11 protein-coding genes and 1 pseudogene are annotated in these 13,941 nt (G+C 46.0%); all 12 read left to right on the top strand.

Annotated elements, in window-relative coordinates; genetic code table 11:
- The first annotated feature begins 382 nt into the window (after window positions 1–382).
- The 12 genes and pseudogenes from tnpA to H8Z77_RS02905 all read left to right on the top strand — a co-directional run bounded on the left by tnpA (window position 383) and on the right by H8Z77_RS02905 (window position 13,926).
- A pseudogene (gene tnpA, locus H8Z77_RS02850) lies at window positions 383–834 on the top strand (IS200/IS605 family transposase).
- A gap of 1,041 nt (window positions 835–1,875) precedes the next feature.
- Window positions 1,876–2,646 (top strand): YveK family protein, encoded by a 771-nt coding sequence (locus tag H8Z77_RS02855; RefSeq protein WP_069988627.1) that lies wholly within the window; start codon window positions 1,876–1,878, stop codon window positions 2,644–2,646.
- Window positions 2,636–3,382 (top strand): CpsD/CapB family tyrosine-protein kinase, encoded by a 747-nt coding sequence (locus H8Z77_RS02860; protein WP_186996134.1) that lies wholly within the window; start codon window positions 2,636–2,638, stop codon window positions 3,380–3,382. Before H8Z77_RS02855 ends, H8Z77_RS02860 begins: the two co-directional genes overlap by 11 nt.
- Entirely contained in the window at window positions 3,379–4,119 is a 741-nt protein-coding gene (locus H8Z77_RS02865) for a tyrosine-protein phosphatase (protein ID WP_069988628.1), read from the top strand. Before H8Z77_RS02860 ends, H8Z77_RS02865 begins: the two co-directional genes overlap by 4 nt.
- Before the next feature lie 44 nt (window positions 4,120–4,163).
- Complete coding sequence (locus tag H8Z77_RS02870; RefSeq protein ID WP_083256508.1) at window positions 4,164–4,829, top strand: sugar transferase; 666 nt, start codon at window positions 4,164–4,166, stop codon at window positions 4,827–4,829.
- 684 nt (window positions 4,830–5,513) lie between these two features.
- The gene (gene cps2T, locus H8Z77_RS02875) at window positions 5,514–6,716 is read left to right on the top strand and encodes a beta 1-4 rhamnosyltransferase Cps2T (protein WP_186996135.1); all 1,203 of its coding nucleotides are present in this window, start codon (window positions 5,514–5,516) and stop codon (window positions 6,714–6,716) included.
- A gap of 12 nt (window positions 6,717–6,728) precedes the next feature.
- The gene (locus tag H8Z77_RS02880; protein WP_186996136.1) at window positions 6,729–7,988 is read left to right on the top strand and encodes a glycosyltransferase; all 1,260 of its coding nucleotides are present in this window, start codon (window positions 6,729–6,731) and stop codon (window positions 7,986–7,988) included.
- The gene (locus H8Z77_RS02885; RefSeq protein WP_186996137.1) at window positions 7,985–9,139 is read left to right on the top strand and encodes a glycosyltransferase WbsX family protein; all 1,155 of its coding nucleotides are present in this window, start codon (window positions 7,985–7,987) and stop codon (window positions 9,137–9,139) included. The genes H8Z77_RS02880 and H8Z77_RS02885 overlap by 4 nt, the downstream gene beginning before the upstream one ends.
- Before the next feature lie 14 nt (window positions 9,140–9,153).
- Window positions 9,154–10,653, top strand: a complete 1,500-nt coding sequence (locus H8Z77_RS02890) for a glycosyltransferase WbsX family protein (protein ID WP_286165405.1) — start codon at window positions 9,154–9,156, stop codon at window positions 10,651–10,653.
- A 1-nt stretch (window position 10,654) separates the two neighbouring features.
- Complete coding sequence (locus tag H8Z77_RS02895; protein WP_186996138.1) at window positions 10,655–11,809, top strand: polysialyltransferase family glycosyltransferase; 1,155 nt, start codon at window positions 10,655–10,657, stop codon at window positions 11,807–11,809.
- A 22-nt stretch (window positions 11,810–11,831) separates the two neighbouring features.
- Window positions 11,832–13,052, top strand: a complete 1,221-nt coding sequence (locus H8Z77_RS02900) for an O-antigen ligase family protein (RefSeq protein ID WP_186996139.1) — start codon at window positions 11,832–11,834, stop codon at window positions 13,050–13,052.
- A 4-nt stretch (window positions 13,053–13,056) separates the two neighbouring features.
- Complete coding sequence (locus H8Z77_RS02905) at window positions 13,057–13,926, top strand: N-acetylneuraminate synthase family protein (RefSeq protein ID WP_069988638.1); 870 nt, start codon at window positions 13,057–13,059, stop codon at window positions 13,924–13,926.
- Window positions 13,927–13,941: the final 15 nt, after the last annotated feature.

Raw genomic sequence — 13,941 nt, forward strand, 5'->3', positions numbered from 1 at the left:
TGCATTACGTTACAATACACACCCGCCAGGGTACGGTAACAAATCAAGGAAATAACAATATATAAGCAAATCCCTGGTTACAATACACACCCGTAAGGGTATAAATGCAGGAAGCTGCTTTGGGACAGACTCGTACCGCTCAAAGAGTGGGGCTCCTCCTATCGCCTTTTATAACCACATTAAAAAAATGCAGGGAGCTGTTTTGGGACAGGCTCGTACCGTTTAAAGAGTGAAGCTCTTCCTATCGCCTTTTATAACCACATTAAAAAAATGCAGGGAACTGTTTTGGGACAGGTTCGTACCGCTCAAAGAGTGGGGCTCCTCCTGTTTTCTTTCATACCCACTCGAAAAAACCGGATTTGGTTGGTAGCCAAATCCGGTTTTGTTGTCTACAGAAAAGCACCAGCTGTGCCGGTGCTTTAGCATCGTGTTTACTCCGAAATATCGAAGAAAAGTAATCTATCATCAGTTAAGAAAAGATATACGAGAAATCATTCAAGATTTGTGTAAATGGAAAGGTGTAGAAATCATAGAAGGGAATATAATGCCAGATTATATACACATCTTGGTAAGTATCCCACCGAAAATGAATGTATCGCAAATTATGGGATATCTCAAGGAAAAAGCAGTTTGATGATTTTCGATAATAGACATGCAAACTTGAAATACAAATTTGGAAATAGAAATTTCTGGGCAACTGGATATTATGTGAGTACGGTTGACATCAATACATCGACTGTGCAAAAGTATATCCGAGAACAGGAGAAACAAGATCAAATCGAAGATAGTTTGAGTCGGAAAGAGTATAGTGACCCTTTTCAGGGTAGCAGGTAATCATACCACTTGTAGCTTGAACAAAGTGAAAGCCAGCGCCATTTAGACGCTGGCTTGTTTTAAGGCCTTCTAGGCCTTGTTCGTGCCACACTCTTAGGAGTGGTCATGACTGGCAATAGTTACGTTACTTTTGCCTTTCAAAATTGCCTATCACGCCCAATAGGTAACTGGATAGAAAAACTGCTTATGAGAACATGGTTTTTGAAGGGAAACAAAACATCATAGCACGGATCAAGTCGTTTTTTATAGATGTAATTTTGTTTATGTGAGTTTGTATCACAACGCAAAAAATAAAGGAGTCTCAGTAAAAATGAACCAAAAAAAGTTCTAAAATCGTGGGTCTCATGATAGGCATTGCAGAATGGAACCATAAAAGAGGGGATAGATTCCTGTTTTGGGGGAAACAGAATATTTTGTTGGTATCAGGTGTTTTTCATTCTGCAACTCTATTATACGCTGGCACCTGTTGGCTGTGAAGTGGTATTTTATGACATATATCCAATTGGCCCTAGTTGACAGAGGGAACACACTAGTCTCCCTCTCTTTTTTGCATTAGCGTGGATGGAGATACAAACAACAAAAATGGAAAAAATTTCATTTTGAAGTTGATTTTACCAAGGGTTTGATCAGATATTTTGCAGATGATTTCCCTTTATCTCACTATCTGCATAATCATCTCCAATGATGTAATACTATGGTTAGTTTCATTTTGTTGTAGTAGGGGATTATAAGATTTTTCTATTTATTTTATCAAATAGAAAAAATTTCTAATTTTAAAATTTGTTTAGCATTATTTACCAAATTAGGAAAACAAATTTCCTTAAAACCCTATTGACAGATAGGGATTTTATCATGTAAGATATAGATATCAAAAACGTAAATAAATGACTTTTATTTATATTATTACAAAGTATAATTATATATAAATAAATTAATATTGTAAAAATAACAAATCAACACCTAGCTGGAATCAATATTGGAACAAGGCTATTCCTTTTATATATCCAACCACTGTTATGAGAAAGGGGTTAAAAAACGCAGATGCAATTGCGAAACAATTCCATTCAGCAGTATGCTGCTATGCAAGGCCTATTATTATCAAACGAAAAAGGCCAAGGACAAAAACAAATGGAAATAGGTGTATTATTAAATAAATTTTTCCAAATTTTAAAACGTTATGCCCTCCTTATGATCAGCTTAGCACTGGTTGGAGGTCTTGCGGGATATTTGATTACCGCTTTTTTCATCACACCAAAATATCAGGCCAGCACAACTATGATTGTCAATAACAGCCAGCAGGCAACCGGCACTTTAACTACCAGCGATTATAACGCTGCTACCCATCTGGTGGATACCTATGCGGTAATTATCAAAAGCGATACTGTGTTAAACCCTGTGATTTCCCAACTGAGTTTGGACATGCCCTACGAAGCGCTTGCTGCCCAGATTGATGTTTCCCCGGTGAACAATACTCAACTGATGCAGGTTTCCATGGTGCATCCAAATGGGGAATACGCACGCAAAATTGTAGAAAAAATATCACAGATTGCCCCTCAGCTAATTGAGGATCGGGTGGCGGGTTCCTGTAAAATTATCAGCCAGGCGCGCACCAGCTCTAAGCCAGTAACCCCCAATTTAAAATGGAATTTGCTATTATCTGTTTTTTCTGGTTTAGCGGTTGCGGCTATTATCATATTTATCCGTGAATCCATGGATAATACGGTGAATACTGAAGAGCAGCTAGCGGAAATTACAGATTCGATTGTAATTGGTGTGATCCCATTGGAAGGAGGAAGGCGACATGGCAAATAGAAAAATTAAAAGAGTAAAATTGGGAACTTTGGGGGTGAACACCTCGTTTGCCTACACCGAAGCCTTTAAAACTTTGCGGACCAATCTAGAATTTTTGTCCTCCACTAACCACTGCAAAAAATTGATTATCACTTCCTCCATCGCAGGGGAAGGGAAAACCAATGTTTCGATGAACCTGGCTGCCACTTTGGCGGAAGCAGGAAAAAAGGTCATCTTTGTGGATTGCGATTTACGCCAATCGGTTTTAAAAAGCTACCTGCAAACCGAACAGGGCGCCCAAACCAAAGCGTTTGCCAAGGGGCTATCCGGTGTTTTAAGTGGAAAATCCGATCTTTCGGAAGCCGCTTTCCAGTCAAAAGAATTAGGGTTTACCGTACTTCCAGCGGGAAAATATCCGCCAAATCCCTCCGAATTGCTGGCAAGCCCCCAGATGGAGGAACTGATCCACCTGCTGGAACCCCTGTTTGATTACATTATCTTTGATGCTCCGCCGGTTTCCTTGGTCACCGACGCTGCTGCCCTGGGGAAATTCGCGGATGGCGCGATTCTGGTGGTGCGGCACAAAGTAACTCCAGTAGCAACCGTGAAACGTTCTGTTTCCAACCTGCGCAATGCGGGTATCCCAATCATCGGCTCGGTGTTAAACGCCTATGATTCCAAAAAATCCAATTCCTATGGTTATAGTTACGGTTATGGCTACGGCTACGGGAACCAGCAGGAAGGAGGCAGAGTATGACCGATTTACACACCCACATCCTGCCCGGGATTGACGATGGCGCAAAAAACATCGAGCAATCCATCCAATTGTTAAAAGCGGAAATTGCCACCGGTGTAAACCAGATTGCCTTTACCCCACATTTTTATTTTGAACGCCAGCTGCCAGATGATTTCTTAAAAGCGAGGGAACAATCCCACCAAAGGCTGATGCAGGAAGCGGAGCGTCAGGGGCTGCGGTTTCAGGGAAAGCTAGCGGCGGAACTCTTTTTTTCCACTGGATTGACCCAGCTGGATTTAAAACAATTTTGCATTGAGGGTACAAACTACCTGCTGATGGAATTTTCCATGCGGCCGGATATCAGCCTGATTGAGGATGTCCTGTTTGATATTCTCGGGGAAGGGTTTATCCCCATCCTAGCGCATGTGGAACGCTACCACTTTTTGATGGACAACCCAGAATTGCTGGAAAAATGGATTCACCAAGGCGTATTGATCCAGGTTAATGCAGGTTCTTTGCTCAAAAAAGGAAAAACCAACAAATTTTTACGGAAATTAATCCAATGGGGGATGGTCCACATCATCAGTTCAGACGTCCATTCCCTGGACCGCCGCCCTCCTAATTTGGCGGAAGGCATGGCGGAACTGAAAAAATATCAGAACCGTTTGGAACAAAACGCGGACAGGGTTTTCCAGGGGAAATTTTTCAGGATTGACCCACCGTACACCCCAAAGAAAAGATTCGGAATCTGGATGTAGCCTCAGGCTCATCCAAGGCTACATAAAAAGGAGAATGTAACATGATGGATGCTACAATCACAAGATTACAACAAAAATCCGTTGTAACCCAAGTTCCAAAGAAAAAAAGCTATTTTATGGCAAAACGCTGTTTGGATGTGATGGCAAGCGGCTCTGTTTTACTGGTGCTTCTGCCAGTTTTCTTGATAATTGCCCTGGTCGTTTATCTGGATGACCCAGCAGGCAGCCCATTCTTTTACCAAACAAGGGTTGGACGGAACGGAAAACACTTCCGCTTTTATAAATTCCGTACCATGGTGGTAAATGCGGAACAGCTATTGGAGCAGCTGCAAAGCCAAAACGAAAAAGATGGCCCAGTATTTAAAATGGAACACGACCCACGCATTACAAGGGTGGGTAAATTTCTCCGTAAAACCAGTTTAGATGAACTGCCACAGCTCTGGAACGTATTCAAAGGGGATATGAGCTTGGTTGGCCCACGTCCAGCGCTGCCAAGGGAGGTTGCCCAGTACAACGATTACCATGCCCAGCGGCTGACGGTTACCCCGGGTTTGACCTGTTACTGGCAAGCAAAAAAACAGCGGGATTCCATCGGTTTTGAGGAGTGGATGGAACTGGATATTCAATACATACAGGATTCCAACTTAAAAGTAGATTTGCGGATCATCTTCCAAACCGTAGGGGTTGTGTTTACCGGACAGGGAAAATAAAGCTGTCCGGTATAAAATTGTACAATTAGCGCATACTGGTAGTAAAACAGTTGCCCTTCTGTTGCTTTGGAAACAGCCTTAACTCATTTTGATAGGGCTGTTTTACCAGGGTGGAGTTTGTGATAAACCGTTGTGAGAGGCGGAAGATTTCACAGCCCAATCAAGAGGGACGGGGATCAGAAATGTCCCCCATCATATGCTATTGGTTCGCTACGGTTGTTTTCCATATACCATTGTCCAGGCAAACCAAAATTTGGTTTACCTGGAATTTTTTTGTTATGGAAACCACCGACTATGCCGGTGAAGGCTCTCGCCCAAAAGCTTTCGCTTTAAGCATCGAGCAAAGCGAACTGCTACCAGCAATCTTATCGTAACGAAAAAACTATGGTTGGAAGAAAACTGCCCGTTTACAGGCGGCAGGGCAAGTGATGCAAAAGACAGATATTTCAGTACGTCTTTCGATGTTTGTCGGTACTATGCCCTTTTAGGGCTTACCCAAGCTACCAGCTTAGCTGATGGTCATGACTAGTTGGATTTTATGGAATGGTTCCTGTTGTACTGTGTAATACTGGAGTGTTTCTTCCATAATCCTGTTTTACGGATTAGGCAAACGGTTCTACCATGGCATTGACTTACTAGCAGTTTTACATACCCATTTTAACAGGGAAAAAGAAAGGTGATGTTATGGCAACAGAGGGTAGAGCAAAAACGGCAGAACAACAGGAGCGCAGCCAAAAACAGGTTTTTATTGTGGGTTCCAAAGGGATTCCAGCCAACTATGGAGGGTTTGAAACCTTTGTGGAAAAACTGACTCAACATCAGAAATCTAGCCAGATCCGCTACCACGTAGTGCGGATGTCCGACCAAAAAGGCAGGTTTGAATATAATGGGGTCAATTGCATTAACATCAAGGTTCCTCCTATGGGGCCGGCAAAAGCGGTTTATTATGATTTGGCAGGGCTGGAATACTGCATCCAGTATTGTAAAAACCGCCCCTGGATTCAAAATCCCATTTTTTACGTCCTCGCCTGCCGGATTGGCCCATTTATCGCCCCTTATAAACGTCGGATTCAACAGCTTGGTGGAACTCTTTACGTCAATCCAGACGGACATGAATGGAAGCGGGAAAAATGGAGTGTTCCGGTACGCCGTTACTGGAAATTTTCCGAGAGGTTTATGGTAAAGTATGCGGATTTACTCATCTGCGACAGCAAGAATATAGAGCAGTATATTTTGGAAGAATATAAACAGTACCATCCCAAAACCACCTATATTGCCTATGGAGCGGATACCCATCCATCCAGGTTGCGGGATGACGACCCAAAATATTTGGACTGGATGTCAAAAAGGGGATTGCGTCCAAACGAATATTATCTAGTAGTGGGGCGTTTTGTACCGGAAAACAACTACCTTACCATGCTTCAGGAGTTTATGAGGTCAAATACCAAAAAAGATTTTGCTCTCATCACCAATGTGAGTAGACATTTTTTACAGCAGTTGCAGGAGAAAACCAATTTTCAAAAGGATAGTAGAATCCATTTTGTTGGCACTGTCTATGATTATGAATTGTTGAAAAAAATCCGGGAAAACGCCTACGGTTATTTTCATGGCCACGAAGTAGGAGGGACCAACCCCAGCTTGTTGGAAGCGCTGGCAACGACCGATTTAAACCTTTTGCTGGATGTGGGGTTCAACCGTGAGGTGGCGGAGGATGGGGCGGTTTATTGGACGAAACAACAAGGCAGCCTTTCCCATCTGATTGACCAGGTAGATCATTTTACACCGGAACAAATCCACCAATTGGGAAAAAAGGCGAAACAACGGATCCATCAGGGGTATACCTGGGATTTTATCGTGGACCAATACGAAAATTTATTTTTGCGTTGATAGGTGGTAGCTGTGAAAATTTTAATGGTAAACAAGTTTTTTTATATCAAAGGCGGAAGTGAAACCTATTATTTTGCCCTAAAACGCCTATTGGAACAGCACCACCATACTGTGGTGGATTTTTCCATGAAAGACCCCAAAAATTTCGCCTCTCCCTATGAAAGATACTTTGTGGAAAACATCGACTACAATGCCCGGCAGAATATCGCCAGCCAGATGAAGTTAGGGATCAAGCTGATCTATTCCCAGGAGGCAAAACAAAAACTGGAACAGCTGATCCGGAAGGAAAAACCGGATATTGCCCACCTGCATATTTTCCAACACCAGCTTTCCCTCTCGATTTTGGACGTGCTGAAAAAATACCGTATCCCTGTGGTATATACTGCCCATGACTTGCAGATGCTCTGCCCCAATTACCAGATGATGACCCACGGGAAAATCTGCGAGCGATGCAAAGGCAAGCGGTATTTTAACTGCACCAGGTACAAATGTATCAAGGATTCCACCGCGAAAAGCCTGCTGGGAACCATGGAAGCCTATTTTAACCAGGCAACCAGAAAATACGATATTATTGATAAAATTATTACCCCAAGCCAGTTTTACCGGCGCAAATTTCTCCAGTTTGGAGTCAATCCGGATCGAGTGGTGCATCTGCCCAATTTTTTGGACTTGAAACAACCCAAAATAGCTCCTAATCAAAAGGGGGACTATTACCTGTATTTTGGACGGCTTTCCAAAGAAAAGGGAATTTTAACCTTGATCCATTCCGCTATTCAGGCGGGGATTCAGCTATTGATTGTAGGAACTGGACCATTACAGGGGCATTTGGAACAGGTACTGAGGAAAAAAGGAACCCACCGGATACAACTTTTGGGGTTCCGTTCTGGACAGGAACTGTTTCACCTAGTGGGGAACGCCAAAGCGGTTGTCCTCCCCTCCAAATGGTACGAGAATGGGCCGTATTCCGCCATCGAATCCCTGATGTTGGGGCGGCCTATCATCGGTTCGGATATCGGCGGTATTCCCGAGTTGATTCGGGAAGGGGAAAACGGATTTTTGTTCCACCATGGCAGCAAAGAGAGCCTGGCTGGGGCGATCCGTAAAATGGAACTGCTTACACCGGAGGAAGAGCAGATGTTTTCAGATTGTTCCCGTCAAATCTATCAGAAATACTACACCGGAACTGCCCACTATCCCAAACTAATGGCGATTTATCAGGAAGCAATTCAATCAAAACATCCCCCAAAACAGAAAGAAGGTTACAGGAGATGAGCGGAAAAAAAGCCAGGGTAATCGCGTTTTACCTTCCCCAATACCACCCCATCCCGGAAAATGACCAACATTGGGGGAAGGGTTTCACCGAATGGACCAATGTAACAAAGGCAAAACCCTTGTTCCGAGGGCACCATCAGCCCAACCTGCCGGCGGATTTGGGGTTTTATGACTTGCGCCTGCAACAGATACAGATCGCCCAGGCGGAACTGGCACGCAATGCCGGAATAGAAGGGTTCTGCTATTGGCACTATTGGTTTGGAGGCGGCAAACGGGTATTGGAGATGCCGTTCCAGCGGGTGTTGGAAACCGGAAAACCGGATTACCCCTTTTGCCTTGGCTGGGCAAACCATGATTGGTCCACCAAAACCTGGCAGAAGGGGAAAGCCCTGCAACAGGATACCACTATTTTCAAGCAGGAATACCCTGGGGAACAGGATGACATCCTGCATTTCCAAACCATGCTTCCCGCTTTTCAGGACCATCGGTATATCCGGGTGGACGGCAAACCCCTGTTTGTGGTTTTCGATCCAAAAGGGATGCCGGATTGTGGCAGGTTCCTCGCCTTATGGAACCATCTGGCGGAGCAAAACGGGCTAAAAGGGTTCCATTTTGTGGCGCTGGCGGAATCCGTCCCCCCGTTGGATGCGGGCAAACTGGCAAATTTGGAACAAGCGGTGGAGGATTGTTTTGCGGAATACTTTGCCATGGGGTTTGACGCTATCCAGTCGGTTAACCGGAAATACGCTGAAATTAAAACCGGCGGAAAGCTGAAAAAAACATTCCACGGCGCGGTGCGGAGGGTTTCCCCTGGGATGGTGTTGGATAAATACGATTATGGCAAAATTGTCCGAAATTTTTATACCTCCCAGGACTCCAAAGAGAATGTGTACCCACAGCTGATGGCGGGGTGGGACCGCACCCCAAGGTCGGGGAGGCGGGCGATTATCTATTACAACAGGACGCCGGAAAATTTTTCGGTTGCGGTTCAGCAGGCGCTGCGGCAGGTAGCACACAAACAGCCGGAACACAGGCTGATTTTTTTAAATTCCTGGAACGAGTGGGGGGAAGGTGCCTATATGGAGCCGGATTTGCGGTATGGCACCGCCTTTTTGGATCGGTTAAAGCAGGCGTTGGAACCGGATAGATAAAGAGCAAGAATTGGTTGGTAGTACGGAATGGAAAAAAGGAAAAACTGGTTTTCCAAACGGTTGCCAGACCAGTTCGTAATCAAGCGGAGGGCTGCCCAAGGCAACCGACAACGAGGTATCATTTTCCCGCAAAGAGGTTTGGAGTCATTGCTACGCCGTTGGAAATATCCAGCCAAAAAACATTGGTTTCAGGCAAAGCGGGCCGACAAAATCAAATTTTGAAAATTGAGGCTGCGGATGATCCGGTAAGTGATGTCAAACGAGAGCTTTCCGGTAGCCCCCATCAAAAACAATGGGGGTTGCTCCGCAATCACCACAACAAGGGAAGTTTGAAAGGAGGGATATCCATGGCGGAGATTAACGATGGAAAAGGGATAAAAGTGATTGCCTATTATCTGCCCCAGTTTCACACCATTCCGGAGAATGACAGGTTTTGGGGGAAAGGGTTCACCGAGTGGACCAACACCAAAAAGGCAAAGCCGTTGTTTCCAAACCATTACCAGCCGAAAATTCCCCTCAACCAGAATTACTACAACCTCATGGATGACAAAGTGAAAATCTGGCAGTCGGATTTGGCGCAGCGGCATGGGGTGTTTGGGTTCTGTTACTACCACTACTGGTTCCAGAACGGCAAAAAGCTGCTGGAAAAACCAGCGGAACAAATGTTGGCAAACCCTGAGGTTACCATTCCATTCTGCTTTAGCTGGGCAAACGAGAATTGGACGAAGAACTGGGACGGCGGCAATCAGGAACTAATTGTCGCCCAGGATTACGGCGGCAAAAAGGAATGGAAATCCCATTTGGAGTATTTGCTCCCATTTTTCCGAGACAAGCGGTATATCACTTTAGACGGTAAGCCGGTATTCCTCATCTACAAACCGGAACAGATTCCACAGGTGGACCAGATGCTGGAGTATTGGGAAACCGAGATGCAAAAACAGGGGTTCCCTGGAATTTGTTTTATGATCCAAAATCCCAACTGGTATTTTTCCCCTTCCTACCAGATGGGGCGTTTTTCCTATCAGATTAAATTCCATCCTTTTTTTGCTATGGCGTACACTGAGGAAAAAATGAAAAAACTTCGTCGCCTACAAGCTGCCTACCGCGGTTTAAAGCCCATCCACTGCCAATGGATGGTGGAACGCTTGTTTGAGGCGGTCAAACACAAACGCCAGCCAGCGGAAAAGAAACAGGCCAGGTTGGATTATGACCGGATGTGGGAACGGATAATCCGTTCCAAACCCTCCCCAAAGTTGATTGAAGGGGCATTTGTGGATTGGGATAATACCGCCCGCACCAAAACCGGATTGGTTCATCTGGGGGCAACGCCGGAAAAATTTTACTGCTATCTGTCCCAACTAAAAGAAAAGGTGCTGCGCAGCGGTCAGCAGCCAGTAATCTTTTTAAATGCTTGGAACGAGTGGGCGGAAGGGGCGTACCTGGAACCAGATGAAAAACATGGATATGCCTACTTGGAGCAGTTGAGCCGGGTATTCCCGCCAGAAGAGGGTTAATATGGGACAGGAAGTGGTTTCTTTTGAAGAATTATTGCAGCAGTACCGGAGTAAAGGGATCAACCTGATGGCGTTCATCACAACCCCCTGGCACTATTATGGGGTGCTTTCCTTTGTCCTTCAACAGCAACAGGAGCACAAAAGGGTCAATGGTTTGATTTTAGTTCCACAGGGTTACGGAAAAGCGTTGGAAAACATAACAATCCCCGCGATAAAAGGGGTCCAACTGAACATCCTTTGGGTTACTACCCGTTCTGTGGCAAAAACGTTTCCCCAGAAACTGCGGGCAAAACTTTGCTACTACCGTTTTTTTTGGAATCGGCCCCGCCAGGATAACGTTTTCTTTTTATCTCCGGTGGCCCCTCAATACTGGCTGATGTCCAAGCTGGAAGATGCTTGGGGCAGGTCTGCTATTGGGGTGGTGATTGACGAGGGCCTTGGGGCGTATATGCGTTCCCCCTGGGGCTGGGCAAAGGAGATTTTCCACAACACCCATAGCTGGAAACCGTTTTTGTGTGGGCTGCTTCAATACGGGGTTTTCAACCCGCTGCGGAACCATCTGCTCAAGCGGAGCCACCGGCTGGAAGAACGTCCGTTGCTGCTGCCTGGGGTGCGGGTAAAATTTCTTCCCAACTGGCAGGTATCCCATTTTTACCGGAAAGCCTTCCAGTTGCAAAACACCCCAGTTTCCTCAAAATTAAAGCGGCAGTACGAAAAAGCTGTGGTGATCAGCAACCAGCTTTACCATACTACAGGGCAGCTCCAACAGGATGCCGACCTGAAGCTATACCAGCATATTTGTGATTTTTGCCGCCAAAAAAACATTCCGGTGGTGTTTAAACCCCATCCCAGGGAACATACTATAACCAGATACCAATCGTTGGATTGTGTGATGGATACCGATTATCAAACAGCTCAGGAGCAGCTATTCAGCCAGCTGGAACAGCTTCCAAGGTGTGTGGTAGGGTTTACCACAACAACGTTGATTACATCCTCGGTTTTTTATGGTATCCCCACCATCTCGCTGGCAAAATTGGTGGAACCCCAGGAGATATCCCATGATTTCAAGGTGGAGCTGGACCATTTTGCCGCATGCTTTGAAGGGATGGTAAAACTTCCGGAAACCATCGGGGAACTAGAACAGCTTTTCACCTAATGCTACAAAAGGAGGGGACAAGATGAATTTGCTCAAACGCAGGCTCAATCCATATGCGTTCCTCTTTGGGGCATTGTTCCTCCCCCTCATTCAGGTCAACTTGTATACCGGATTGGTTCCCAAATGGTTTTGTGCCGTTGAACTGGCGTTTATTCTGCTGCTTTACATCTGGCAGCAGCGGATGCCCTCCAGTATCACTTGGTTTTTGCTGCTGTTCGTCGCCATTATGGTGTACAGCACCTACCACACCGGAAAACCGTTGGCTTACGCCATCTATTACAGTATCCAGCTGGCGGCATTTTTGTTGCTTATGGATTTGTTTTTTCAGATTGACCCTATGATGGTGCTCAATACCATCCAGTACGTTATGGGGCTGCTGATTCTGCTCAATCTGTTTTTCCAGTTGGTAAAGCCGGATTATTTTGGGGTATCTCCCACCAGTGGGAACAATTATAACCTACTGGTGTCGGATAACGAACTGCCCTATTACATGGTACCCTACATGCTGGTGGTAGCGGTGAACTCATTCGCCCGCCACGGAAGGCTGACCCTGTGGAACTTTGCCATAATCACCCTTGCTTATGGAAGCGTTGTGGTTTCCTGGACGGCTACCGGCGTAGTGGGCGGTGCGGTGGCGTACCTGAGTATTGTAACGGTGGCGGTTCTCAAATATCCCCGATTCCATAAAAGGCTATTTTTCTGGCTGGTGCTGTTGTACATTGTTGTATTTGTGAGCATTGTGGTGTTCCGGGTGCAAGAATGGTTTCCCTACCTAGTGGAAAAGATACTCAAAAAAGACCTGACTTTTTCCGGTAGGACGGGGATTTGGGACGAAGCATTTCGGATCATCCGTCAACACCTTTGGTTGGGGCAGGGGACAATTGCGGGAGGTAGGCTGACAGTAATTCCGTTTGACATCACCAGTGGAACTCTGGTTTCCGCCCACAGCTATTTTCTGGAAATCACCATGCAGGCAGGGCTGCTGGGGGTTAGCTGCTTTGTGGCGGTGTGGTTCCTCATTGGCAAACGGTTTACCGCCTACCACACTACCAGCAACAGGATTTTACTGGTAGCCTCCCTCTGCTTTTTCGCCATGTTGGTGCTATACACCACCGAGGGCTGGCTTTACCACACCTTCCAGTACACCATTTATTATCTTTTGTTTGCCTGCGCTGCCCCGGTGTACTGTGTTGTTCCTATTCCAAACCAGGCAGCCACCAACTTCAATCAAATACGGAGGTAGTTATATGTATCAAAAACCAATTGTCATAGCCGAAGCCGGATGCAACCACATGGGGGAAATGGAGGTTGCGAAACAGCTCATCCAGATTGCGGCGGTTTACTGCAAGGTAGATGCGGTAAAATTCCAAAAGCGGAATAACCGGGAGCTACTCACCCCCGAACAGTACAACGCCCCTCACCCCAACCCAGTCAATTCCTACGGGGCAACCTACGGGGAACACCGTGAATACCTGGAGTTCACCCTGGAGCAGCACGCCCAGTTAAAAAAATGGTGTGAGGAATACGGCGTGATCTACTCCACCTCTGTGTGGGATCTAACTTCCGCCCAGGAAATCGCTTCCCTCCAACCCGAGTTCATCAAAATCCCCTCCGCCTGCAACAACAACTACGAGATGCTCCAGTGGCTGTGCGACCATTATCAGGGGGAAATCCAGCTTTCGTTTGGGATGACCACCCGCCAGGAGGAAAAAGAGATTGTACGGCTATTTGAAAAGAACCGCCGTGCCAAGGATTTGGTGCTGTTCAACTGTACTTCCGGCTATCCTGTGCCATACAAAGATGTCTGCCTTTTGGAGATTACCCGCATGCGCAAAGAGTATGGCAACCGTGTCAAAGCCATTGGATTTTCCGGCCACCATCTGGGGATTGGGGTGGATATCGCCGCCTATACTTTGGGGGCGGATTTGATAGAACGCCATTATACCCTGGACAGGAGCTGGAAAGGCACCGACCATGCCGCTTCTTTGGAACCGGAGGATCTGCGCAAACTGGTGGGGGAACTGCACCACACCCAGCAGGCCCTAACCTACAAAGAGGAGGAAGTCCTCCCCATTGAACAGGTGCAGCGGGAAAAACTAAAATACCGCCCCAGATAAGGGGCAAAGGGGGAT

The organism is Clostridium facile, assembly GCF_014297275.1.
Taxonomy (GTDB): domain Bacteria; phylum Bacillota; class Clostridia; order Oscillospirales; family Ruminococcaceae; genus Massilioclostridium; species Massilioclostridium facile.